Below are 23,767 nucleotides of genomic sequence, written 5' to 3' on the forward strand. Positions count from 1 at the left end.
TTAAGAGCCGACTAAAGCTAGCGAACCGATGCTGAAGGGAATGTGAATAAGTCCCTGATTTCCTTTCTTTAAGGAACGTTGGCGGCAATTGGTCGTTGGCGAGGTACGCAATATGACGGTATCGTGGCGTAACGGGTGTCGCGCGTCGTTGCGCGGCCGGGGGTGTGTTCGATGACGCTGGCATTGTTGATCGCGGGGATCTTCGCCGTCCTGGCGGGCCTCCTTGCGATCCTATTTGGCATCCCCGTCAAGGAATTCAGCTTCGGCAATACGCTCATACTTGCCGGCGCGATGGGCGTCTGCTCCGGATTCTTACTGATGGGCCTGTTCGCCGTGGTCCTGGAACTGAAGGGCATCGGGCGGCGGCTCGCGGGCTTGACCGCGCCGGAAGTTCGGGTCCGGTCCGTGCAGCCGCCGGGTGTCGCGACAGCCGGCGCGCCGGGAGTGGAGCCGGCGCCTGCACCAGCGATGAAGGTCGAGCCAGGGCCGCCGTCGGCCGCGCCGCCGCCATGGCTGGAGGATGCTGCCGCACGCGAGCGGTCGCGCGTCGAGGCTCCCGCGGCGCCCGAAGCTCCCCCGCCTGCGGCGCCCGAGGCACCGCGCCGCCGCAACCTGCTGTTTGCCTCGACCTCGCGCAGGGAGCGCGAACGGGCCCAGGGCAAAGCTGCCGATGGACTGCCGCCGCAACCGCATACCGAGCCTGGGGCACCCGCTCCGGCGGAGGCCCCGCCTGCGAGCTTCGAGGATGCCTGGCCGAAGCCGGACCGGGTGCGGCCGCCCGAGCCCGCAGTGTCGCGTCGTCCGTCGCCATCGCCGCGCTCGCCTTCGTCCTTCACCGAGGCTGCCGCGCATGAGCCCGAGCCCGCGCCGCCGGCGGAGCAGCCGCCCGTTACCATTCTCAAGTCAGGCGTTGTCGACGGCATGGCCTATTCGCTCTATTCCGACGGATCGATCGAAGCGCAGATGCCGGAGGGCATGATGCGCTTCGCCTCGATCGACGAATTGCGCGCCCATCTCGACCAGCGGTCCTGACGCCTGCAGCGGTCAAGTAAAGCACCGCTGTTCTTGTCATCTGACCAGTCATCGGCCCATATTCGCCAGTCGTCGTATTTCAGCCGAACGTATTGTTGACACAAAATACTTCCGCGTTGCCAATCCAGCGCGAACGGAGCCTAGTTAGGGGGTGAGCCCATGTCGGATGCCGGGGGCAAAAATTTCATCGAGCTGACGGCGAGCATCGTGTCGGCCTATCTCAGCAACAATCCGACGCCGGCCGGCGAGATTCCGAACCTCATCAGCCAGGTGCATGGCGCTTTGGTGCGGGTTTCCTCGGGCCGAACCGAAGCGCCGCTCGAGCCGGCGAAACCGGCGGTCTCGCTGAAGAAATCGATCGCGCCGGACTATCTGGTGTGCCTGGAGGACGGCAAGCGCTTCAAGTCGCTGAAGCGCCATCTGCGCACCCAGTACAACATGACCCCTGAGCAATACCGCGAGAAATGGGGCCTGCCTGCCGACTATCCCATGGTCGCGCCGAACTATGCGGTGGCGCGCTCGCAACTGGCGAAGCAGATGGGGCTCGGACAGCAGCAGCGGAAACGGAAGTAGCGCTGCCTCACGCTTCGGCGAGCGCCTCTTTCGCGTCGGTGCGGATGCGCTCGACCATCGAGCGCAGGCCGTTGGAGCGCTGCGGCGTCAGGTGCTCGCGAAAGCCGAATTCGTCGAACACCGCGATGGCGTCGGTCGACAGGATCTCCTGCGGCGTGCGGCCGGAATAGAGCGAGAGCAGGATCGCAACCAGCCCGCGCACGATATGCGCGTCGCTGTCGCCAAGATATTTCAGGAGGGGGGCGCCGTTGCCGCGGTCTATGCGCTTGGACAGCCAGACCTGGCTGACGCAGCCCTGCACCTTGTTCGCGGCCGAGTGCTCCGCCTCGGGCATCGGTTCCAGGGTGCGGCCGAGTTCGATGACGTACCGGTAGCGGTCGTCCCAGTCGTCCAGAACCTCGAAATTGTCCCTGATCTCGTCAATCGTCGTCATATCGGCATATCGGCCCGTGATCCCCTGTTCAGGCCAATATAGGGACGCAAACGAGCGAAATCGATAGGGTTTGGGCCCTAATTCGCGGGCCCTGGCCCCCGCCATTCCAGCGCCAGGTCGTCCTGGGTCAGGGTGTCGCGCGGCGCCTCGCTCGCGGCCGAATCGCCTTCGCCGGCCATCGCGATCGAGCCGGTGTGGTCGGGCGCCTTCTTGTCATTCTTGTCGTTGGTGATCTGCTCTTTCTTGTCGTTGATGATCTGGTAGAGCTTGCGCGCGCCGTCTTGCGCCCGCTGGCCAATGATGGTCGCGGCCTGTCCGCCGACCTCGCAGGCCGCCGGCTGGCGCTTGCAGAACTGGGTCATGTCGGAGACGGCCGCGGTCGCAGCCTGCACGGCATCGGCGGCGCCGATCTGCGGCAGCTTCTCCGATTCGGGCGTCTTGTCCCGCGGCAGGAGCACCAGCACCAGCCCGAGCCAGAATGTGATGCGAAGCAGAAAGCGCATCTTGCGACCTGTGTGTTAGATCCCGCTCGCGGCGATCCCCGCGCACGTCCGACCTAGCAATCCTCGATAAATCGCAAGTGATTGCGTTGAGCTTAATTCGTCGAAAATTGACGCAAATTTTTTGGCGGCCGACGGTCTCGTAAATTTTCGATTGACGCCGGCGTCCCGTAGTCCTGCCGCCACCGCACGTCCACCAATTTGAAACCATGAGGGCGGAGCCGAAACCTCGCGTTCACCATCCCCGCTAAAGATGTCGTCAAATCGCTTAAAAGGCTTCGCGATGACATGGTGTTCGGCTGCAAGGGCTGCCGCCTTAGCGTTCGTTTAATGTCACTCTGACACGGTGGCTCAACGATAAGGAGGCGTTCCGGCGCGTCTTTTCGACGAATGAGCCGAAGCGCGAGACCCGTGACAGTTTTGAGTATCATCCGTGATTGTCTCGATGCGCTGCTGCATCCCTCCGCGCGTTACGATGCGCTGACGCGAGCGCGCCATCGTGCCTTCATGGCGCCGAGGCTGCTCGGCAGCCTGGCCGCCTTTGCCGCCTTTCCGGTCTACCTTGCGACGCGCGGCGCGCCGAGCGCGATCGAGGTCGCCGCGTTCGCATGGCTGATCGCGCCGATTCTGCTGTCGTGGTTCCTGTCGCGCACCGGTCACTACGAGGGCGCGCACGTGCTGTCGTCGCTGGCGCTCGCCGCCCTGATCATGGCGGTCGCGGTCACGACCGGCGGGATCGAATCCTTCGCCGCGATCTGGCTGGTCGTGGTTCCCCTCGAAGCCGCGCTGTCGGCCTCGCGCCGCGTTGCGGCCTTCGCCTCGCTGCTCGCGCTGTCCTGTGCGGGGATACTGATCATATTCAGCCAACTCGGGTGGTTGCCGCCCGGTGAGCCGAGCGCCACCGAACGCGGCGTCTTCATGGCATTCGGCGTCGCCTCGGCGACTCTCTATGCCGCGGGTCTCGCCTTTGGTGCGGAATCCCTGGCGCGCACCAGCGTCGCGCTTCTGTCACGGGAAGAGGAGCGCTACCGCCTCCTCGCGCGCAACATGAGCGATGTCATTTCGCGGCATCAGCGCAACGGCGCGGTGCAGTTCATCTCGCCGGCGGCCGAGACCATGCTCGGGATTCCGATTGCACAACTGCTCGGCCATGGTCTGTTCGATCGCGTTCATGTCGCCGATCGCCCGGCCTATCTCACCGCATTGTCCGATGCAGCCCGCGGCGAGGTGCGCAGCGTCGAGTTCCGCCTGCGACGCGAGAATGCCGGGCCCGAGCGCGGCCAGGTCGATTTCATCTGGGTCGACATGCGCTGCCGGCCGCTCGAGCAGGAGCCCGCTCGCGACGCGGCGCGCGAGGCCGAAGTTGTCGCCGTGATGCGCGACGTCACCGATCGCAAGTTCCAGGAGCAGGCGCTCGATCAGGCACGCAGCGCCGCCGCCGCGGCCGATGCCGCCAAGACGCGCTTCCTCGCCACCATGAGCCATGAACTGCGCACGCCGCTCAACGCCATCATCGGCTTTTCGGAGATGATCGCGCAGGAGCAGACGCTGATGCTCGGTGCGGTCCAGCGCAAGGAATATGCGCAGCTCATCAACGATTCCGGCCAACATCTCTTGTCGGTCGTCAACGGCATCCTCGACATGTCCAAGATGGAGTCGGGCAATTTCGAGATTGCGTCGGAGCCGTTCGCGCCGCGCGCCGCGTTGCTACACTGCTGCAATCTGCTCGCGCTGAAGGCGCGGGACAACGGCATTGATCTGATCACCGATGCACCGCAGGACTTGCCGATGATGACCGGCGATCCGCGCGCCTTCAAGCAGATCGTGCTCAACCTCGTCGCCAACGCCATCAAGTTCACGGAACGCGGCGGTCAGGTCGCGGTTGCCGCATCAGCCTCGGCGTCGCAGCTGACGCTTCGCATCAGCGACACCGGTGTCGGCATCGCGCCCGACGATCTCAAGCGCATCGGCGCGCCGTTCTTCCAGGCCAGCAAGACCTATCAGCGCCGCCACGAAGGCACGGGGCTTGGTCTGTCGATCGTGAAGAGCCTCGTGGCATTGCATCTCGGCGAATTGACGGTACAAAGCAGGCTCGGCGAGGGGACGGCCGTCACCGTCAAGCTGCCGCTCGTCTACACGCCGCCGCAAGTCAGGCCGTCCGACAGCAAGATCGCGACGTTGACGCCGGCGCCGCGCCAAGAACTTCAGGACCAACCTGCTCTGGTGAAGAAAAGTGCCTAGAAAGTCTGCAAAAGACGAAGCTGCTCCGCGCCGCCGTGGCGCCAAGGCTGCTGTTGTCGATGTGGAGACCGAGCGCAATCTCGCGATGCGGATCCTGCTGCACAGCCCCAAGGATACGCTGGCCGGCCTCGTCGCCGTTGCCGCTGTCTGCGCCATCGTCGGCAACGCGCTGTTCCTCCAGACCGGTCGACATCCGGCGCCGATGTTCGGCACCGTGATCAATCTGCCTGGGCCGTCGTCTGCTGCACTGTCGAACCCGCTGCCGCGGCCGCGTCCCGTCGGCGCAGATACTTCGCCGCTCGAGCCGAAAGCGACGGAATTTCGCGTCGAACCGAAGCCTGCCGAGAAGGCGCCGGAGAAGCCCGTCGAGGCGACCGCGTCAACACCCAGATCGGGCGATCCCATGACCAACCTGGTCAAGGCCACGACGTCAACGCCGACGCCGCCGTCCGTCGCCATCGCCCGCCCGCCGGCACCGATCCCGGTGCAGCAGAGCCCCGCGGCGCGGCGCATCGCCGGCGTGCAGCGCGCACTGTCCGAATATGGCTATGGCCAGCTGAAGGTCACGGGCACGATGAGCGGCGAGACCCAGTCTGCGATCCAGAAGTTCGAGCGCGACCACAGGATGGCGGTCACCGGACAGGTATCTGATCGCCTGCTGCGCGAGCTTGCGGCCGCGATCGGACATCCCGTCGAATAACAGTCATCGTTGCGGAGGCTGGTGCTCATCCCTGCGCTGGCCTATCTTTTCCTGCTCATGCGGTTGAAATCCAACATCTGGGTTGCGGCTTATCTGCGCCGGTGCCAGGCCGAGGGCGTGTTCGGCGTGGTGCGCCGTCGCGGCGCCGAAGAAGCTGGCGCGGTGTTCGTGAAGGTCTCGCTGCTCGATGGCAATGCGATGCTGTACGTGCCGGCGCCACAGACCGTCTATGACGACGGCCGGCCCGTCGATCGCTTCTTCGTGCCCGTTGCGCCGCAGCCCCAGCCGGAGCAGGCCGTCGAGGAGCGGCTGACTAAGGAAATCCGCTTCGATCCGGATGCCTGGATCGTCGAGACGGAAGACCGCGCCGGCCGGCACTTCCTGGAGCTGGCGCGAACCTGATTGGAGCGCGATCGGATTAACCTCGATCGGTGCCACGTCGGAGGTGCGCTCCCTCTCCCGCTTGCGGAGGAGGGCTGGGGTGGGGGTGTCGCCGCAATCGAGACTTCCAACGTGGAGAGAGCCCCCACCCGGCGCTTCGCCATAGCCAAGGCTTCGCCTCGGCGTCCCTTAAGGACGGCCGCCGAAGGCGGCCTATGCCTCCCCCGCAAGCGGGAGAGGTTGAGCGAGCCCGCGGCTCTATCAATTCAACCTAAGGAAGTCCGCTCTAGCGGTCCGACCCGCCGGTGCCTGTCCGCACCGCGGGGCTGGAGCCGGGTTGCACGCCCGGCCTTGGCTGGCTCGCGCTCGAACGCGCGCGCTGGCGTTCGGCGTCATGCAGCGACGACTGGTATTTGGCGCGCGTGACGGCGAGCGTCGAGCCGCGCCAGGCAGCTAGCATCACCAGTGCGGAGCGGTCGCTCAGGCGGTCGTAGAGTCGCGACAACCGGTACACATTGTTCACGGACGTGCCGATCTCCGGCTTGAAGAACAGCAAGATGCGCTGGAAATTGGGGCTCGGCATGTCGAGCGCGCGTGCGGCAACCGCCAGCGCGTCGCCGCCGGGATCGTCGACGATTTGCGCCGCGACGCGCGAGGGCAGGATCAGGCTGTCGCCAAGCTCGAGGGTGAAGTTCTCGACGTCATTGGCGATTGCCGCCATCTCCAGGATCTGGATCGCGCGCTTGGCGCGCACGGTCGGAATGCGGGGGGCGGCCTTGAGCGGCGTCTGCGCCAGGTTGTGCAGGATCACGGCGCGCTCCGATGCGCCGGCGCGGAAGAACATGTCGTGGATTTCGGCGGCGTCCTTCGGTTGCATCGCCATGTTCGAGGCCATGCGCAATTCCGCGTCGGTCGGCGTGCGCGCTGCCGCGGGAGCCGGCGGAGCAGCGGGGATTTCCCGCGCGAGCGAAACCCGGCGGCCCTCCTGCGCGGCCGTCAGCCCGAGCTTCTGCATGATCGGGGCGGGCGTCGAGGGATAGATCGCAAGCCGCGCCTTGACGACGGCGCGCGTCGCATCGTCGACCTGATCAATGAGGCGCGTGGCGAGCTCGACGAACTGCCGCTGTTCGTCCTCGCTGTGGCTGCTCGCCTGGACATAGAGGTCGGTCAGCACGCGCAGCAGCGTCGGGCGGATATCGACGCCTTCGCGACGGGAGAGGGTCATCAGCCCGTCGAATCCGGGAAACAGCGACTTGGTCATTGAGGCGTACGCAACTTGGAAGAGATCCTTGCTTTGAGCCTATCGCGGGTTCCTTTAAAGGCTCGTTAAGGAAAACGAGATGTGAAACCGCACACCTGTTTTCCGGTGTTGTCGTGCCGCGACGGGACGACGCGGCGCGCCCGCGCGGCTACGGTCCGGCGGGCATGTTTACATCCCGTTAACCATAACTGATCTTAATGATCCCATGTTGCAGCACCCGCTTCGGTCGGCGGCAATTGAAGAGAGCTGACATGGGGACCATCATCGAATTTCCGGCCGGTCGCCGGCCCGCCTCGTCGGGGGAAGTGGCACCGCGCACGGAGTTGGGAACGGTCCTGATCCTTCCCGTGATCCGCATCGAGCGCGAGGCGGATGAGACCAGCGGCGGTCGTGGGCCGGAACAGGGCACAGCGCCGGGGCGGCGTCGTCGCCGTCGCTAAGCCCGGCTCGTGCAATGCCGGAAACGATCCGCCAGATCCGGTCCATCTCATCGGTCGTGCTGCTCGCGCTGATCGGCGCGACGCTCGCGGCCTGCAGCGGCGGCGATTTCGGCCGCACCCGCGCCGATATGCGCAGCGACGACATGCATCGCTGGCTTGGCGCAGAAGTTACCTCGAGCGTCGGTCTGAAGGCGTCGCAATTCCAGCTCACCGAGGAAGAGCGCCAGCTTCGCGATCTCGCCTATCCCTTGATCGAGCCGCCGCTGTCGCGCCCGGCCTGGAAGAGCGTGTTCGGCGACTACAAGGCCTTGCCGTCGCCCTGGCAGCAGAAAGTCGTGTTCGACCGCACCATGTACGGTCGCACGCTGATCGACGAGCCGCATCGCTCGTTTTCCTCGCGCTATGCCCAGCTCATCGAGGACGTGCGCAACGACATCACCCGCTTCGAGCCGTTTTTCGCCAGCGCGATCCGCGTGATTGATCTCGATCGCAAGCGCGACGCCAGCATGGCGCGCGTCTCCGAACTCTCCCCGAGGGAGAGGGCGGACGCGGTCGCGCGCATGCAGGAGAACTCGCTGATCGTCCAGTGGGTGCAACAATGCCTGGAGCAGCGCGTCTCGTCCTATCGCTGGGCGCTCGAGCGGCTGGTGATCCAGGCACCCGACGGCATGGCCGCCGACGCCGATCGCCTGATCGGCGAACTCGCCGCGCAGACCGCCAATCCTCCGGTCGCGGCGCAGCCGCCTTACGGCCGCTCAGTGAGCGTGCGTGGCTGACCACGTTGTACAGCATAGATCAGGGGCCGGGTGTCGGGCGCACCCGAGGTCTGCTCGTTCGCCAAGAGCGGCACAATAGCGGACGTCGTCGCAGGTCCAGGGCGGGCCAAGGGCGGACTCACGCGCTGCCGCAACCATCGCTAGTCGATCGCCTCGTGGGCGCCTTGCCGAGTGGCAAAGATCGTCAAAAGTATGATGTATGCCAGGTCCTGTTTGCGCTGCGAGGACGCCGGTAAGGTCTCCGCAATTGTCCGTGCTTGATCCCCATTAACGGCTCTGTTTGGATGGCTTCGTTCGGCAATTCGTATTTCGGATAATCATGGTTGATGAACCAAATGGATACCGTCGTTCATCGGGTGCTCGTTCACAAGAAGGCAGCATGACCGTCCACCGCACTGACGTCGGGAATCGGCTACTGGCGGCATTGCCGCCGGCGGATCTCGGCTTGCTCACGCCCTACTTCCAGAAGGTCACGTTCGAGCCCGATGCCGTCCTGGTGCGGTCGGGCGATGAGCTCGACCCGGTCTATTTTCCCCATAGCGGCGCAATCGCCTTCATGCTCGACATGCCGGACGGGCAAACGGTCGCAACCACCTTGATGGGGCGGGAAGGCGCTTTGGCCTCGTTCTCCGTGCTCGGCCCGTCGCTTTCATCCGTGACCGCGATTGCTCGCGTAGCCGGCACAGCATCGCTGATTTCCGCCGCCAAATTTCGGGCGGCCTATGCGCAAAGCGCAGCCATCAGGAATGTCGTGCAGGTCCACGCCCGCGCGCTGCTATTGCAGCTCCAGCACGTAGCCGCTTGCAACGCGCTGCACCGGGTGGATGGCCGCATGGCGCGGTGGCTCCTGCAGCTTCACGACCGCGTTCCCGATGACCTCCTTCCGGTGACGCAGGAGGCGCTTGCGCAATTGCTTGGGGTACGGCGGACGACAGTGACTCTGACGATGAGCAAGCTGCGCGAGGCCGGCGCTGTCCCGTCCGATCGTCGCGGGTTTGTCGAGATCGATCGGGCGCGGCTCGAGAAAGTCGCATGCGATTGTTATGCGCTCATGCAGAGCAAGATCCATCGGATGTATTGCCAGGAATTGTCGGCGCCGCAGCCTGCCCATGCGCCGTTCCGGGAAACCGCGATCGTCGCCTCCGACGGAGCCGGCGGTGAATCCAGAGCCGTTTCGCGGGCGGGAAAATAGCATTGATCAACGTCCGCGGCTGGAAGCCTTGCGCGCGGTCCGCTTTGACTTCGAGCGCTGCTTCTGCAGCTTCGCGACGAAATCCTTCAGTGCGTCCGCCAGCGGGGCCGAGGCGCGGTAGGCGAGCCCGACCTCGCGCCGGACTTTCACTTCGATCTCGCGGACGGCGATGTCCGGATTGCCGTGCGCAACGCCTTCCGGAACGATGGCGATGCCGACGCCGGCCGCGACCAGCGCCATGGCCCAATCCTCCGATTGTGCGATCGCGGCGGGCTGGCGCCGCTGCGCGGTGCGTCCGAAGAATTCGCTTTGCTCGCAGTGGCAACGATCGATCAGGGCAACATCGGCAAGATCGGCGGCGCGGAGCTTGTCCTTGAGCGTCAGCGGGTGTGACGGCGGCAGCGCTGCGACATAGCGCTCGCTCCAGAGCGCGACGAAGTGCTCGTCGGTACGCAGCATGGACTTCGAGATGATCCGCGCATCGGCGCGCTCGTCGCTGCCGACAAGGCGAAGCGCAATGTCCGCCCGAGCCGTCAGCGGTTTCAGCAGCGCGATCGTGCGCGGCACGTCGAGCGTGCGCATCAATCCCAGTGTCACCGTGGTCTTCGCGCTGGGCTTCCTGAACAGGCTGCGTGCTGCGTCGGCCTCGTCGATGATGCGGCGGGCGAGAGCGTGAAACTGCTCGGCCGAGGCGGTAGGCGCAACGCCCTTCTTGTGCCGGATGAACAGGGTGGTGCCGAGCTCAGCCTCCAGATTGGTGATCGCGGTGGAGATCGACGGCTGCGACACGAAGCATGAGCGTGCCGCCGCGGTCAGATTGCGCTCGCGATAGACGGCGGCGAAGTAGCGAAGCTCGCGGATGTCCATAGGATACGCCTAGAGATGATATCAATATTCAGTATTTTACCTATGGATCGGACGGTGACAAGAACGCTTTGCTCACAACCGGCAAAGGGTTCTCGATGAAAGTCCATCATCTCAACACCGGCACGATGTGCCCAATGGGCCGGCGCCTGGTGAACGGCACCGGCGGCCTGTTCCAGCGCGCACGCATGGTCTGCCATTGCCTGCTGGTCGAAACCAGTGACGGACTGGTCCTGGTCGATACCGGCATCGGGCTCGGCGATATCGCGGCACCGGGAAGGCTCGGACGGCGATGGCTGCGGCGGACCGCGCCGAAGCTCGATCGATCCGAGACGGCGGTTCAGCAGGTGAGGGCGCTCGGCTATTCGCCCACCGACGTGCGTCACGTGCTGCTGACGCATCTCGATCGCGATCATGCCGGCGGCGTTCCCGACTTCCCGCATGCCGCGATCCACGTTCACCGCGCCGAATACGAGATGGCGGTGCTGCGCAAGCCGGCACCGCCCGAGGGCCGCTACGTCACCGAGCAGTGGCAGCACGGACCGAGCTGGAAGTTCTATGGCGAAGGCGGCGAAGACTGGTTCGGCTTCAAGGGCGTCCGCGCGCTGGGCGATCGCGAGGCGGACATCCTGATGATCCCGCTCGCTGGCCACACGCTCGGTCATTGCGGCATCGCGGTGCGCTCCGGTGACAAATGGCTGCTGCATGCCGGCGACAGCTATTTCTTTCACGGCCAGCTCGAGGCATCCGTTCGCATGCCGCTGGTGCTCGGCCATTTCCAGCGCCGGGTCGACATGGATCGCAATGCCCGGATCGCGAACCAGACGCGGCTGCGCGCGCTGAAGCTGAACCACGGCGATCGCGTGACGATCTTCAACAGCCATGATCCCGTCGACTACGAGAACTGCCGGTGCGGCGCGCATTAGGTTATGACGAGGTCGCGTTCGATTGAGCGCCTCAGACGTCCACGCCTATTGTTGCGGAAATCGGGAGGCTATCTCGCTGAATCCTGGATACCCTCAAGAAGGAGAAAGACTATCCTTTACAGAATTGACGGGATGATCAGACACGCCGTGAGCGGATGAGAATGACACACTGCGACGAGCTGTCCGCATACACGATCTTCGGCCGAAGCGATTGGGCGGGATTGCGCGCCAACACGGCCCTGACTCTCTCGGAAGCCGATCTCTCGGCGCTTCGCAGCTTGAACGAGCCCATCACGTCTGCCGAAGTCGCCGACGTGTACTTGCCGTTGACCCGCCTCTTGAACCTCCATTTCTCGGCGGCGCGCAACCTCATGCGCGTCAAGGCAGAATTTCTCGGTCGGCCGGCACGCCGTTCACCCTACATTATCGCATTGGCCGGGAGCGTCGCCGTCGGCAAGAGCACCTTTGCGCGTGTGCTTTGCGCGCTTCTGGCGCGCTGGGCGGATCATCCTCGAGTCGAGCTGGTTACGAGTGACGGTTTCCTGCATTCCAACCGCGTTCTGGAGGAACGTGGGCTGATGCGACGCAAGGGTTTTCCCGAGAGCTACGATCTCCCGCGGATGCTACGATTCCTCTCGGCTTCAAAGTCGGCTGAACTTGACCTCGAACTACCCGTGTACTCGCATTTGATTGGCGATATCGTGCCTTCGGAACGTCAAGTGGTCCGGCAGCCAGATATCCTGGTTTTCGAAGGCCTCAATGTCCTGCATGCGCGCAGTACAGAGCCGGTGGTGGTCTCCGATTTCTTCGATTTTTCGATTTACCTCGATGCCGATGAGGCTGACATCCAATCCTGGTATGTCGAGCGCTTTCTCAGATTGCAGCGAACAGCTTTCCGAGATCCCGCTTCCTATTTCCATCACTACAGGGATCTCCCACCCGGAGACGCGCGCGAGGTCGCGGACAGGTTGTGGCGCGAGCATCATCGCGCCAATCTCCGGGAGAATATTCAACCTACGCGAACGCGGGCAGATGTTGTGCTGCGCAAGCGTTCCGACCATTCGATCGGTGAAGTCTGGTTGCGCGGCACGTAGGTCCCGGTTTGTGGAGGTTCTCGGACGCCCCGCCTCGCTCGTCAACGCTGTCCGTCGTGCACGGAGATCTCGGAAACTGCGAGTCCCCCGATGCGCGCGTGCGGCCGGCCGCCGGTTGCCATCACCAGCCCGAAGGCGATCTCATCACGTCGCGGTGCATCCCACAGCGTCATCTCCGCCGTCCCGAAATGGCTGCGGACATAGGCCGCGTGGATGTGGCCGAGCGGGACCATGAGACGCGTGCCCGCGCCTCCGATGGTCTTTGCCGCAGGAACAATCGCCTTTGGCTGACCGAGGACCTCGCGCATTCCCTGGCCTCCGGCTTCATGCCAGACGGCGCCGTGCTCGAGCTCGCCGTCTTCGCCGACGATGATGCCCTTGCCATAGGCTTCGATTTGCGACGCGCCGCCAATCTGCGCGATCAGCCGCGTTGCGAGCTCGCGCCCAAGTTCACGCAAGGCAGCTTGAAACGGCATGAGGTTCGGTTCAAAGCGGCCCGCGAAGGGATTGCGGATGACCACAACGGCCGTCCCGATCAGGAGCGGCTTCTCCAGCCGGGGGCCGCGCTCGTGCCAGATCGTCTCAATGCTGAGCGCGGTCTTCCGAATGTCATATGACGACATGGCAAGCCCTATGCTTCATCCACGACGGGATTGCGCAGCACGCCGATGTTCTCGATCTCGACCTCGACGACGTCGCCGGCCTTCAGGAAGATCGGCGGCTTGCGGGTGAAGCCGACGCCGGCCGGCGTGCCGGTGGCGATCACGTCGCCGGGGACAAGGTCGAAAATGGTCGAGCAGTATTCGATCAGCCGCGGAATCGAGAAGATCAGCATCGATGTGCTGGAGGATTGCATCACCGTGCCATTGACGCGCGTCTCGAGCTTCAGATTGGCAGGGTCGCCGATCTCGTCCGGCGTGACGAGCCACGGTCCGAACGGACCCGTGCCGACGAAGTTCTTGCCGGAGGCAATCTGCTGCGCATGGCGCTGCCAGTCGCGGACGCTGACATCGTTGTAGATCGAGTAACCCGCCACGTGATTCCATGCATCGGCCTGGCTGATGTGACGGCCTCCCTTGCCGATGACGACGGCGAGTTCGCCCTCCCAGTCGAAATTGTCCGAGACCTTCGGCCGGATCACCGGCGCGTTGTGGCCGACCTGGGAGCGCCAGATCCGCAGGAAGATCGGCGGAAATTCGGTAATCTCGCGCTTCATGCCGAACGCCACCGCCTCATTGTGGTGGTCGAGATAATTGCGCACGGCGCAGACGATCTTCTCGGGCCGTGGGATCACGGGAAGATATTTGATGTCGCTGAGCGCCAGCCCGCGCTTGTGCTGCGCCACGATGGCATCGCGGCCTGCGTAGTCATCGCTGCCGAGGAAGTCCGCAAGAGTCGGGTACTGGGGCAGGGCGCGACCCAAATCCACCACGCCGTTTTCGACAACAGCCCCCCAGCTTTCCCGGTTTCCATCCAAAAACGACAGCAGCTTCATGGCTTCGCCTCAAAAGTTTGGTAATTTTTCGATCCTGTCTATTATTTTCGAAAATAAACGAAGACGCAAGCCCGCCGCGCGTGAAAATGCCGGCGTCACCTATTCGGCTTCGAGCAGGTGGCCCGCGTATTTCGCGACGTTGTCAGCGGTCGAGCGGATGTGCGTCTCGATCAGTTGCGCGGCCAGATCAGCATTGCGCGAAATCGCGGCCTGCATGATCGCCTGGTGCTCGCCGGCCTTGTCGCGGGGGCGCGGCCGGAAATTGGCCGACAAATGCCGGTAGCGCTCGGCGCGATCGAACAGTTCCGCGCGAATTGCGAGCAGGGTCGCGGAGCCGCAGGCGGAGACCAGCGCCTGATGGAATTGGCGATGGGCAATCTTCCATTCGGGGTCACGCAGCGGATGCTCGGGGTCGCGCTGCTCAATACGCTTCAACCTGTGCAGCGTGGAGATGACGGCAATTTCCCAGTCGTCATCGGCCCTTTGAATCGAGCGCCGGATCAATTCGACTTCGATGAGCACCCTGGCATCGGTGACTTCCACCAGATCCTGGCGGCTGACCGGCGCGACGCGAAATCCGCGCTGCTCCTGCGCGTCGACCAGTCCTTCGGCGGTGAGGGCGGTCAGCGCTTCGCGCAACGTGGTGAAGCTTGCGCCGAACCGTTCGCGCAGGACGTCGAACCGCAGCGGCTCACCCGGGGCCAGGCTGCAGGTGACGATCTCTTCGCGCAGCCGATGGGTGATGTCGGCGGCAATCGTCTTGCCGAATTCCTTGCGGGGGCGAATGGCGCTGTCAGGCATGGTTCTGTCGATGAATCGATGCCTCAAGATGCCGCGCCAACGACCATCTTGCAATAATTTTCGTAAACGATATGATTTTCGAAAATGCCCGTAGCGAGTGGGGGGAATGAAGTCATGAGGGCGGTGCTGGTGCGTCAGCCGGGCGGGCCCGATGCACTCGAGGTGGTCGAGCTTCCGGTGCCGGAGCCCGGACCTGGGCAGGTGCAAATCCGGGCCGAGGCGTTCGGGGTAGGGCAGCCGGACGTGCTGATCCGCCGCGGCGTCTATAAGTGGATGCCGCCGTTGCCGGCCAATCCCGGAAACGATGTCGCGGGCCGCATTTCCGCGCTCAGGGCCGACGTCGAGGGATTTGCGATCGGCCAGAAAGTTCTGCTGAGCGCGCGCGATTTGTCCCAGCGTGGCGGCTGTTATGCCGACTACGTGGTCGCGCCGGCGGAGGCCGTTCACGCGCTTCCCGACAATGTCGAACTGCACGCGGCGGTCTGCCTCTCGAACTACCAGGTGGCTTGCGCGCTCCTGCACGAGTGCCGTCATCCGCGCGCGCCCGCGAGCGTGCTGGTGATCGGCGCGGCCGGCGGTGTCGGCACCGCGCTGGTGCAGCTCGCCAAGCTCGCGCAGATGACCGTCATCGGCACGGTCTCGACGGAGCAGAAGGCGGAGTTCGCGCTGGGCAACGGCGCCGATCACGTCATCTTCTACCGCCGCGAAGATGTCGTCGCGCGGACCCGCGAGTTGACGAAAGGCGAGGGCGTCGGCCTCGTGCTCGATCACGTCTGCGGGCCCGAATTCATCGGCTATCTCGGCGCGCTCGGCAAATGGGGAACGCTGCTGTCGTACAACGCCTTCGCCGGACTGCCGGAAGAGAATCTGATGGCGGCGATGCGCAACCATCTCGATATCTGTCCGGCCGCGCGCTGCTTCTCCTTCCACATCTACGACCACGATCGTGACGGGCGCCGTGCCCTGATGCGCAGCGTGATCGAGGCCCTAGGCCGCAACGCGATCAAGCCGGCAATCTCGGCGGTTCTGAAGCTCGATCAGGTCAGGCAAGCTCATACGCTGCTCGAGCAGGGCTCTGCGCTCGGCAAGATCATCATGACGCCATGAGAGGGTGGACTGCACAATGACGACACCGGCACCCATTGCGAAGTTCACCCGGCTGAGGCATGCGACCTTTGCCTCGCGCGATCCCGAGCGACTGCTCGACTACTACCGGACCGTGATAGGTCTCGGCCTGGTCGGCCGCAACGGAAATCGCATCTATCTCGCGAGCGATTCCGAGCAGCTTTCGCTCGTGATCGAGCCCGGCGAAGCCGCCCTGACGCGGGTTGCCTTCGAGATATCTCCGAACGTCGAGATGGAGGCGGTGGGCGCGGCTCTGAAGCAGTCGGATCTGCGGCCGGAGCTACGGAGTGATCCCCTGCCTGGCGTCTCCAGGCTGCTGTCCTTTACTGATCCTGAAGGCACGCAATTCGAACTGATCCAGGGCTGGACGCCGACGCCAGCGCAAGAGCGGATCGGTGCCCTCGCGGTCACCAAGCTCGGCCATGTCGCTCTTCGCACGCCCGATCCGCTCGCGACTTCGGAGTTTTATGCGAAGGTCATGGGTTTGCGGGTCTCCGACTGGGTGGAGGACCGCTTCGTCTTCATGCGCAGCGGTTTCGAACACCACACGCTGAATTTCGTTCGTGCTCCCGTGCGCAGCCTCCATCATCTTGCATTCGAATTGCGCGGCGCCGCGCATATGCAACAGGCGTGCGATCATCTCGCGCGGCACAAGCTCAATATTCTCTGGGGCCCCGTTCGCCACGGACCCGGACACAACACCGCCGTCTACCACCGCAATCCCGATGGGCATCTGGTCGAGCTGTTCTACGACCTCGATCGCATGATCGATGAAGAGCTCGGCTATTTCGATCCGCGCCCCTGGCATCGCGATCGGCCGCAGCGGCCGAAGGTCTGGGTTGGGCTGCCGCGCGATGTCTGGGGTCTGCCGCCATCACCGGAATGCACCGAGTTCGCCCGCTAGCCGGCTCGACGTCGACCCGAAGAACGCCGCCTCGCTGCGGCCAACGAGATAACATTCAAAGGGAGAATGCATCCATGCGATGGATGAGGCGGCTTGCTGCGGCAGGAGTTCTACTTGGCAGCTGTCTTGCCGTCGGCACGGCAGCGTTGGCCGACAACTATCCGTCACGCCCGATACGTTTGCTCCACGGATTCGCAGCCGGCGGCGCGGCCGACACGCTGTCGCGTATCATCGCCGATGGGCTCTCGAAAAAGCTTGGGCAGCCGATCATCGTCGAGGCCAAGCCGGGCGCTGGTGGAAACATTGCGGCGGATGCCATCGCGAAAGCCGCGCCCGACGGCTACACGCTTGGTCTCGTCACCGGCGCTCACGCGATTTCTGCGGCAACCTACAAGAGCCTCAGCTACCAGCCGGCCGAAAGTTTCGACATGATCTCGACGCTGGTTTACTACGCGCTCGTCATTGCCGTGCGCAATGATTACCCGGCCAAGTCGTTGGGCGACCTCATCGCGATGGCCAAGGAGAAGCCCGGCTCGCTCAGCTTCGGATCGGTCGGTTTCGGCAGCACGCATCACCTTGCAGGAGAACTGCTGAACGCAACGGCCGGCATCGAGATCGTGCATGTGCCGTATCGGGGCGATGCGCAGTCCGTCACCGCACTTCTCGGCGGGGAGGTTCCGGTCATCGTCGGCACGCCCGTCCTGCTTGCGCCACAGATCCAGAGCGGCGCAATCCGTGGCTTGGCGGTGACCTCGCCGACTCGGACCGCGTTGTTGCCGGACGTCCCGACGGTTCAGGAGGCCGGCATCAAAGGATATGACGTGCGCACCTGGGCAGGCCTGCTGGCTCCGAAAGGAATCCCACCTGCCATCGTGGCCGCGCTCAATTCAGCGACGCTCGAAGTGCTGGGGGATCCCGAACTCAAGCAACGTCTGGAAACGGCCGTTGGAGGCGAGGTTCGCGGCAGCTCGCCGGAGGAGATGAAGAAGCTGATCGCGACGGAAATCTCAAAGTGGTCGGGCGTGGTGGAACGGGCGAAGATCCCGAAGATATGATCTTTGGGACCCTCCGCCGCGGCAAAGGCCACCTTGTTGTCGGATTCACTTGGCCGTCGGAGCCACGTCAGTTCATTCTGCGGCGGAGGGCAGCGCGGATCGATTCACCCGCGTCTCGCCCTTGACGTTATCGACAGTGACATGCGTGTCGTACCAGGTCAGTCGTGGGCGGGTTCCGAAGCGCTCGGTTAGCTCCGCTATCTTGGGCTCAGGTCTGCACATCCAAGCGGCCATCGCGTCAGCCTGCCGCTCCCAACCTGGTATCGGTTTGAATCGGAGGCTGTCGAGCCGCTTGCCGCTGCGCCCGCGCCAGGCACCGATACGCGCAGCGTTTTGGCCGAGCTCAGATTGCCGGGCACAGAGATAGACCGTCTCCTGATGGAGGGCACCGCGCGCGAGGGGTGGTCGATCTTGAAGCGCTACCTGCCTCTCTAGCGAGCGGCATCCGTACCCACGGCTCCTGCTGCTTGCATGGGGTGAGCTGACACGCGATGCCGCTGCCGCTCAAGCTCCGCGCGTTCGTCGTCCCGCGTTTGCGCGAACGGGTTGCAGATGCAAGGCTTTAGCGCGGATCAGCGTGCAAGGCGCGATACAGCCACCGCCACTTTGCATGGGGTTGTTTTGCGGATTTTGAATCAGCGCCCAACGTCCGCTCAGCGACGGCCGCGCGGCGCCTCGGCCTTGGCGGGCGGCTCGGTCTGCGGCGCGCAGGTCGCGGCCGCAAGCGAGGCCTGCGCCTGCGGCATCAGGCCGGGCTCGGCGGCGAACGCCTTCATCACGATCAGGCCGGTGTTGCTCGGCGAATCGATGATCAGGCGGTCGGCCGCCGTGACCTCTTCGTCCTCGGGCAGGTCGTTGTGCTGCGCTTCCGTCATCAGGTCGAGCTCGATGACCTTCTTGCCTGCGGAGCGATCATTGATCGCGTAGTAGGCGATCTCGTTGCGGGTGTAGAACGACACCGAGGTATAGGCCTGGCTCACGGGCACCGTGAGCTTGAGCGCTCCGCTGGAGAGATCGTAGCGGCAGATCGCCAGCGCGAAGGCCGGATCCATGAACGGCATCGGCGAGGTGTTGGGATCGGCGAGGGGAAGCTGCGTGACCGCGTTGAGCTTGGTCATCGGCGTCAGGCGCGAATATGCGTCCTGGGTCGCGATCCGTGGCAGCGCCAGCACGCTGACCAGATGGACCACGAGGCCCAGCAGGACACCGGCAACGATGGTGAACAGCAGCCGGATCATGAGCAGCCCACCGTCGTGATCGTGGGCATCGGCGCGTCACGCTGGGTGCGCGTCGCCACACCCACCGGCGTATCGTAGAGCCGAAGCATCAGTGCATAGCGCTCGATGCCGCCGGTCGGCAGCCAGTTTCCGGCGCGTGAGCGCGAGGCGATGCGGATCTCGAACGAGCCGTCCGATTGCCGGACGATCTCCTGGCTGGTGAAGCCGTAGCGCTGGAGCGAGTTCGCGACGAGATGACCCTTGCGGTCATAGAGCGTCAGGGTCCAGAACCGCGCCGGCGGCGTCACGCCGGAGATGACGACATCGCAGCGGCCGTCGAGCGCCTTCTTCTTGTCGTCGGCGGTCGCGGTGAACGCGACGCCGTCGCCGGTGCCGATCGGCAGCTCGCCGTTGCGCACGATGGTGGCGCGCGAATAGGGATCGACGTCGGCGGTGCCGGTGCGCGGCCGCGCCGTCCAGGCGCCGATCGTCAGCGCGCCGATGTCAGTGCCGCGCGTCGTCGTCATCCAGGTTGCACCGACGCCGACGACGGTCGCGAGCAGAAGCGCCGTCAATGTGATAAGGATCAGCCGCACGGGATACGATCAGTTCTTGCGCGGGGCAGACGAGCCCGCATTCTCCGCGGTTTCCGCCGCATAGTTCTCCGGAAATGCGAGCGCGCTCGACGACGATGCCGGCTTGGCCGGATTCGCTGCGTCGTCGGCCGCCGACTTGGTTGCGGTCTTGGCCGCATCGTCGAGCAGTTTCTCGACGCGCACCAGGATGTCGGCGCCGCGCTTGGTCAGCACGGGCGGGGGACCGGGCTTGGTCTCCAGCACCTTCGGTGCCGCATTCGCTTGCGCGTTGGCGGCCGCCGGCTGCGGCGGCAGCTTCTGGCCCATGCCGATGCCGGGAATTTCCCTGACCTCGACGCCCTGATGGGCGGCGACCATGATGTCGTGCCAGGTCTGCGCCGGCAGTGAGCCGCCGGTCATGCGGTTGGTCGGCGAGTAGTCGTCATTGCCGTACCAGACCGCGCAGGTGAAGTTGCCGGTGTAGCCGACGAACCAGGCGTCGCGGTATGCATTGGTGGTGCCGGTCTTGCCCGCGGTCGGAACGCCGTCGAGCGCGGCGCGACGCGCGGTACCTTCGCTCACCACGTGGCTCATCATGCCGGCCATGTCGGCGGCGATGTTCGGCGGAATGGCCTGCCGCGGCTTCGGACCGTCGCGGTCCCAGCGCCAGACCAGATCGCCGGCGCCGGTGCGCACTTCGAGCACCGAATGCGGGGTGACCGCCTTGCCCCTGTTGGGGAAGGTCGCATAGGCCACCGCGTGCTCGAGCACCGTGACTTCGTCGGAGCCGATCGGCAGCGACGGCGTGTCGGGCAGGGGCGCCTTGATGCCGAAGCGGCGGGCGACCTCGACGATCTTGGCGCGGCCGGCCTTCGGGCCCTCCTTGCCCCCCAGCGCAATCGACAGTTTCACCGGCACGACATTGATCGAGCGGGTGATTGCCTGGGTCAGCGTCACCGAGCCGGAGTAGGAGTGGCCATAGTTCTGCGGGCACCAATTGCCGATGCAGACCGGGCCGTCGACCACTTTCGAGTTCGGTGTGAACCCGTTCAAGAGCGCGGTGGTGTAGACATACGGCTTGAACGACGAGCCCGGCTGACGGTACGCGTCGGTGGCGCGGTTGAACTGGCTTGCACCGTAGTCGCGGCCACCGACCATGGCGCGGATGCCGCCGTCGAGATCGGCGACGACGGTCGCCGCCTGCGTTGCGTGATAGTCGCGGCCGAACTGGCGAAGCTGGTTCTCGATTGCCTCTTCGGCGGCCTTCTGCACGTTGCTATCGATCGCGGTGCGGACCACGAAGACGCGCTCGGTGTACGACTTCGGGAAGGTGTCCACGAGCTTGCGCATCTCGTCGAAGGCGTAGTCGAGATAATAGTTCGGCGAGTTCTCGTCGCGGCGGTCGACGGCGAAGGCCGGGTTGCGGCGGGCGCCGAACACCTGGCCCTCGGTCATGAAGCCGGCATCGACGAGGTTGTCGAGCACGACGTTCGCGCGGGCGCGGGCCGCGGGCAGGTTGATGTGCGGCGCGTATTTGGTCGGGGCCTTGAACAGGCCGGCGAGCATCGCGGCCTCCGCGAGGTTCACGTCGCGCGCTGACTTGTTGAAGTAGAAATGCGCCGCGCCGTCGACGCCGAAGGTGCCGCCGCCCATATAGGCGCGGTCGAGATAGAGCTTCAGGATCTCGTTCTTGGTCAGGCGCCATTCCAGCCAGACCGCGAGGAACGCCTCGTTGATCTTGCGCTCGATGGTGCGCTCATTGCTCAGGAACAGGTTCTTGGCGAGCTGCTGGGTGATCGAGGAGCCGCCCTGGCGGACGCCGCCGGCCTGGGCATTGGTGACGAGCGCGCGGGCAGTGCCGGCGATGTCGATGCCGAAATGGTCGTAGAAGCGGCGGTCTTCGGTGGCAAGCGTCGCCTTGATCAGCACGTCCGGAAAGTCTTCCAGCGGGATCGAGTCGTTGTGCTTGATACCGCGGCTGCCGATCGGGTTGCCGTAGCGGTCGAGGAAGGTCACCGCGAGATCGGACTTCTTCAGCCAGTCCTCGTCCGCGGTCTCGCGGAAGGCGGGTACGGCGAGCGCGAGCAGCAGGACCAGGCCGCCGAGCCCGAGAGTTGCGGCTTCCGACAGCGGCTCGATGAACACCCAGCGCTTCCACCGCCCGACATAGAAGCGGTCCATGAAGGTCGAGTAGCGCTCGTAGAGTTCGCGGATGCCCTTGGCCGAGGAGAACAGCGAAGAGTCGATGCGCGCATCGAGATCCAGGAAGAAATTCCGGACCCTGGTCTTCAAATGCGGTGGTATGATCTGGCGCACCTAGAACCCTTGAGGCTCGGTTCGAAAGCGTTCAAGCACCCGGCCGGGGCGGCATCGAGACGTCTTGCGGGAGTGTTGCGGCAAACCCAAGGCGCCCGTTTCGCGTCCGAGGGGACTTGAGGTGTGTTCTAGCCGAGCGGGGCCCATAAACCAATGGCTACGCTCACGATTTTGAACAACAGGCCTAATTGGCCCGATCTTTTACGGGCATCACCGGGGGCACTGCTTGCAGCATTGTCGGCCCTCGCCCTACATGGACTTGTCCGTAGCTCTTTCGAATCTTGTTGAGGCGCATGACCGCAGCTCCCAAACGACCTTCAGACCAGGAGGGATTCTTCTGGAAAACCAAGACGTTGGAAGAGATGTCGGAGGCCGAATGGGAAAGCCTTTGCGACGGCTGCGGCCGCTGCTGCCTGAACAAGCTCGAGGACGAGGATACCGGCCAGATCTATTTCACCCATGTTGGCTGCAAACTGCTCGATGCCGGGACCTGCGCCTGCAAGGACTACCCGAATCGCTCGGACAAGGTTCCCGATTGCGTCCGCCTGACCCCGGCCAATGTCCGCACCCTGAACTGGCTGCCGCCGAGCTGCGGCTACAAGCTCGTCGCCGAAGGGCGCGACCTCTATTGGTGGCACCCGCTGGTCTCCGGCGATCCCAATACCGTGCATGAGGCCGGCGTCTCGGTGCGCGGACGGGTCGAGGGCAGCGAGGAGGACATCCCGGACGAGGAGCTCGAGGATCACATCGTGCAATGGCCGGCACAGCTGCCGAAACGGGCACGCTTGAAGCGACGTCCGAAGGACTGAACGCGACGTCTGTAAGGACTTGGCTGCTGTGTGAAGCAATCACGTCTTCGGGATGACCCGGGGGTGGGATGCACCCATGCGTCGTGGTGCCTGCCTGGGAAGAACTTTGCTGTTTAGATTGCCTCCATAGAACGAATCCTTCGCGGCGTTGCGCCGCTATCCACGACGTCCGATCGAAATGAACAAGTTCGAACGGCAGAGCAGCCAATCTGCCGACATCCAGGCGTTGCCCGACGACATCACCGAAGAGCTCTCCCGCCATCCGACCGAGGTGGTCAGCGTCAGCGACGCGCCTCCGATCTCGCCGCCGGCGCCGCTGTCGTCGGACGAGGTCCGCACCATCGTGATCAGCCTGATGCTGACGATGTTCCTGGCGGCGCTCGACCAGACCATTGTGGCGACCGCGCTGCCGACCATCGGGCGCCAGTTCCACGACGTCTCGAACCTCTCCTGGGTGATTACGGCCTATCTGCTCGCCTCGACCGCGGTCGCGCCGGTGTTCGGGACGCTGAGCGACATCTATGGCCGGCGTGCCATGATCATTACCTCGCTCAGCCTGTTCGTCGCGGGCTCGATCCTGTGCGCGATTGCGCCCAGCATGCCGATGCTGATCCTGGCCCGTGGCCTCCAGGGCCTCGGCGGCGGCGGCATCATGCCGGTCGTCCAGACCGTGATCTCCGACGTCGTCTCACCGCGCGAGCGCGGCCAGTATCAGGCCTATTTCTCCAGCGTCTGGATGGTGGGCGGCATCCTCGGCCCCGTGATCGGCGGCGTGTTCGCCGAGCATCTGCACTGGTCGATGATCTTCTGGATCAACCTGCCGCTTGCGGCGGCGGCGCTTGCGCTGCTGCTCCCGAAGATGAACAAGATCCCGGTGTTCCATCGCAAGCGCGAGGTCGACTGGCTCGGCGGCGTGTTGCTGATGGCGTCCGCCGTCGTCTTCATGCTGGTGTTGACGTGGGGCGGCACCCGCTACGCCTGGCTATCGCCGACCGTTCTTGCGATGGTGGGTGGGGCGGTCGCGTTGGCGGTCACCTTCGTGTGGCACGCGCGGCGN

Annotated in this window: 25 protein-coding genes; 15 read left to right on the plus strand and 10 right to left on the minus strand. The window is 64.6% G+C overall.

Annotation, left to right across the window (positions count from 1 at the left end; translation table 11 throughout):
- Positions 1 to 171 precede the first annotated feature (171 nt).
- Together AYJ54_RS13670 and AYJ54_RS13675 are read left to right on the plus strand one after the other, a co-directional pair.
- Positions 172 to 1,032 (plus strand): hypothetical protein, encoded by an 861-nt coding sequence (locus AYJ54_RS13670; RefSeq protein WP_063699428.1) that lies wholly within the window; start codon positions 172 to 174, stop codon positions 1,030 to 1,032.
- 159 nt (positions 1,033 to 1,191) lie between these two features.
- The gene (locus tag AYJ54_RS13675) at positions 1,192 to 1,605 is read left to right on the plus strand and encodes a Ros/MucR family transcriptional regulator (protein WP_063699429.1); all 414 of its coding nucleotides are present in this window, start codon (positions 1,192 to 1,194) and stop codon (positions 1,603 to 1,605) included.
- Between the two features lie 7 nt (positions 1,606 to 1,612).
- On the opposite strand, the gene AYJ54_RS13680 is transcribed toward AYJ54_RS13675, so the two are convergent.
- Positions 1,613 to 2,038, minus strand: coding sequence for a SufE family protein (locus AYJ54_RS13680; RefSeq protein WP_063699430.1), 426 nt, complete (start codon positions 2,036 to 2,038; stop codon positions 1,613 to 1,615).
- 77 nt (positions 2,039 to 2,115) lie between these two features.
- Complete coding sequence (locus AYJ54_RS13685; protein ID WP_063699431.1) at positions 2,116 to 2,541, minus strand: DUF5330 domain-containing protein; 426 nt, start codon at positions 2,539 to 2,541, stop codon at positions 2,116 to 2,118.
- 387 nt (positions 2,542 to 2,928) lie between these two features.
- Between AYJ54_RS13685 and AYJ54_RS13690 the strand changes: the two genes are divergently transcribed.
- The 3 genes from AYJ54_RS13690 to AYJ54_RS13700 are packed head-to-tail and all read left to right on the plus strand — an operon-like array spanning position 2,929 to position 5,881.
- Positions 2,929 to 4,779 carry a PAS domain-containing sensor histidine kinase gene (locus tag AYJ54_RS13690; protein WP_136623673.1) on the plus strand — a complete coding sequence of 617 codons (1,851 nt, stop codon included), beginning with the start codon at positions 2,929 to 2,931 and terminating at the stop codon, positions 4,777 to 4,779.
- A complete protein-coding gene (locus AYJ54_RS13695) occupies positions 4,772 to 5,479 on the plus strand; it encodes a peptidoglycan-binding domain-containing protein (RefSeq protein WP_063699433.1) in 708 nt (235 codons plus the stop codon). Before AYJ54_RS13690 ends, AYJ54_RS13695 begins: the two co-directional genes overlap by 8 nt.
- Before the next feature lie 57 nt (positions 5,480 to 5,536).
- Complete coding sequence (locus AYJ54_RS13700; protein WP_063699710.1) at positions 5,537 to 5,881, plus strand: DUF1491 family protein; 345 nt, start codon at positions 5,537 to 5,539, stop codon at positions 5,879 to 5,881.
- Between the two features lie 265 nt (positions 5,882 to 6,146).
- Here AYJ54_RS13700 and AYJ54_RS13705 read toward each other — a convergent pair whose 3' ends face one another.
- The gene (locus tag AYJ54_RS13705) at positions 6,147 to 7,121 is read right to left on the minus strand and encodes a DUF2336 domain-containing protein (RefSeq protein ID WP_063699434.1); all 975 of its coding nucleotides are present in this window, start codon (positions 7,119 to 7,121) and stop codon (positions 6,147 to 6,149) included.
- 251 nt (positions 7,122 to 7,372) lie between these two features.
- Between AYJ54_RS13705 and AYJ54_RS13710 the strand changes: the two genes are divergently transcribed.
- From AYJ54_RS13710 to AYJ54_RS13720, 3 genes are all read left to right on the plus strand, one after another.
- Positions 7,373 to 7,561, plus strand: coding sequence for a hypothetical protein (locus tag AYJ54_RS13710; protein ID WP_063699435.1), 189 nt, complete (start codon positions 7,373 to 7,375; stop codon positions 7,559 to 7,561).
- 14 nt (positions 7,562 to 7,575) lie between these two features.
- Entirely contained in the window at positions 7,576 to 8,337 is a 762-nt protein-coding gene (locus tag AYJ54_RS13715; protein WP_063699436.1) for a hypothetical protein, read from the plus strand.
- Between the two features lie 379 nt (positions 8,338 to 8,716).
- Positions 8,717 to 9,529 (plus strand): Crp/Fnr family transcriptional regulator, encoded by an 813-nt coding sequence (locus AYJ54_RS13720; RefSeq protein WP_063699437.1) that lies wholly within the window; start codon positions 8,717 to 8,719, stop codon positions 9,527 to 9,529.
- Between the two features lie 6 nt (positions 9,530 to 9,535).
- Here the strand turns inward: AYJ54_RS13720 and AYJ54_RS13725 are convergent, their stop codons facing one another.
- A complete protein-coding gene (locus AYJ54_RS13725) occupies positions 9,536 to 10,396 on the minus strand; it encodes a LysR family transcriptional regulator (RefSeq protein ID WP_063699438.1) in 861 nt (286 codons plus the stop codon).
- 95 nt (positions 10,397 to 10,491) lie between these two features.
- Between AYJ54_RS13725 and AYJ54_RS13730 the strand changes: the two genes are divergently transcribed.
- Together AYJ54_RS13730 and coaA are read left to right on the plus strand one after the other, a co-directional pair.
- Entirely contained in the window at positions 10,492 to 11,319 is an 828-nt protein-coding gene (locus tag AYJ54_RS13730; protein WP_063699711.1) for an MBL fold metallo-hydrolase, read from the plus strand.
- A gap of 161 nt (positions 11,320 to 11,480) precedes the next feature.
- A complete protein-coding gene (gene coaA / locus AYJ54_RS13735) occupies positions 11,481 to 12,413 on the plus strand; it encodes a type I pantothenate kinase (RefSeq protein WP_063699439.1) in 933 nt (310 codons plus the stop codon).
- A gap of 41 nt (positions 12,414 to 12,454) precedes the next feature.
- Here coaA and AYJ54_RS13740 read toward each other — a convergent pair whose 3' ends face one another.
- The 3 genes from AYJ54_RS13740 to AYJ54_RS13750 all read right to left on the minus strand — a co-directional run bounded on the left by AYJ54_RS13740 (position 12,455) and on the right by AYJ54_RS13750 (position 14,709).
- On the minus strand, positions 12,455 to 13,036 hold the full coding sequence (locus AYJ54_RS13740; protein WP_063699440.1) for an amino acid synthesis family protein: 582 nt from the start codon (positions 13,034 to 13,036) through the stop codon (positions 12,455 to 12,457).
- 8 nt (positions 13,037 to 13,044) lie between these two features.
- Complete coding sequence (locus AYJ54_RS13745) at positions 13,045 to 13,908, minus strand: fumarylacetoacetate hydrolase family protein (protein ID WP_063699441.1); 864 nt, start codon at positions 13,906 to 13,908, stop codon at positions 13,045 to 13,047.
- Positions 13,909 to 14,007: 99 nt separating this feature from the next.
- Positions 14,008 to 14,709: a GntR family transcriptional regulator gene (locus tag AYJ54_RS13750; protein ID WP_063699442.1), complete on the minus strand. Its 702-nt coding sequence runs from the start codon at positions 14,707 to 14,709 to the stop codon at positions 14,008 to 14,010.
- 114 nt (positions 14,710 to 14,823) lie between these two features.
- Here AYJ54_RS13750 and AYJ54_RS13755 point away from each other — a divergent pair, with 114 nt between their 5' ends.
- From AYJ54_RS13755 to AYJ54_RS13765, 3 genes are all read left to right on the plus strand, one after another.
- Positions 14,824 to 15,816: a zinc-dependent alcohol dehydrogenase family protein gene (locus AYJ54_RS13755; protein ID WP_063699443.1), complete on the plus strand. Its 993-nt coding sequence runs from the start codon at positions 14,824 to 14,826 to the stop codon at positions 15,814 to 15,816.
- 16 nt (positions 15,817 to 15,832) lie between these two features.
- The gene (locus AYJ54_RS13760; RefSeq protein WP_063699444.1) at positions 15,833 to 16,738 is read left to right on the plus strand and encodes a VOC family protein; all 906 of its coding nucleotides are present in this window, start codon (positions 15,833 to 15,835) and stop codon (positions 16,736 to 16,738) included.
- A gap of 74 nt (positions 16,739 to 16,812) precedes the next feature.
- On the plus strand, positions 16,813 to 17,793 hold the full coding sequence (locus AYJ54_RS13765) for a tripartite tricarboxylate transporter substrate binding protein (protein WP_063699445.1): 981 nt from the start codon (positions 16,813 to 16,815) through the stop codon (positions 17,791 to 17,793).
- 653 nt (positions 17,794 to 18,446) lie between these two features.
- Here AYJ54_RS13765 and AYJ54_RS13770 read toward each other — a convergent pair.
- The 3 genes from AYJ54_RS13770 to AYJ54_RS13780 are packed head-to-tail and all read right to left on the minus strand — an operon-like array spanning position 18,447 to position 21,901.
- On the minus strand, positions 18,447 to 19,031 hold the full coding sequence (locus AYJ54_RS13770) for a DUF1254 domain-containing protein (RefSeq protein ID WP_063699446.1): 585 nt from the start codon (positions 19,029 to 19,031) through the stop codon (positions 18,447 to 18,449).
- Positions 19,028 to 19,606, minus strand: a complete 579-nt coding sequence (locus AYJ54_RS13775; protein WP_063699447.1) for a DUF1214 domain-containing protein — start codon at positions 19,604 to 19,606, stop codon at positions 19,028 to 19,030. The genes AYJ54_RS13770 and AYJ54_RS13775 overlap by 4 nt, the downstream gene beginning before the upstream one ends.
- A 9-nt stretch (positions 19,607 to 19,615) precedes the next feature.
- Entirely contained in the window at positions 19,616 to 21,901 is a 2,286-nt protein-coding gene (locus AYJ54_RS13780; RefSeq protein ID WP_063699448.1) for a transglycosylase domain-containing protein, read from the minus strand.
- A 293-nt stretch (positions 21,902 to 22,194) separates the two neighbouring features.
- Between AYJ54_RS13780 and AYJ54_RS13785 the strand changes: the two genes are divergently transcribed.
- Together AYJ54_RS13785 and AYJ54_RS52290 are read left to right on the plus strand one after the other, a co-directional pair.
- On the plus strand, positions 22,195 to 22,710 hold the full coding sequence (locus AYJ54_RS13785) for a YcgN family cysteine cluster protein (RefSeq protein ID WP_063699449.1): 516 nt from the start codon (positions 22,195 to 22,197) through the stop codon (positions 22,708 to 22,710).
- 178 nt (positions 22,711 to 22,888) lie between these two features.
- Positions 22,889 to 23,766: MFS transporter (locus AYJ54_RS52290; RefSeq protein ID WP_245329021.1), on the plus strand; the 878-nt coding region annotated here is incomplete at its 3' end.
- Between the last annotated feature and the right edge of the window lies 1 nt (position 23,767).

Origin of the sequence: Bradyrhizobium centrolobii (assembly GCF_001641635.1) — a bacterium.
GTDB lineage: Bacteria > Pseudomonadota > Alphaproteobacteria > Rhizobiales > Xanthobacteraceae > Bradyrhizobium > Bradyrhizobium centrolobii.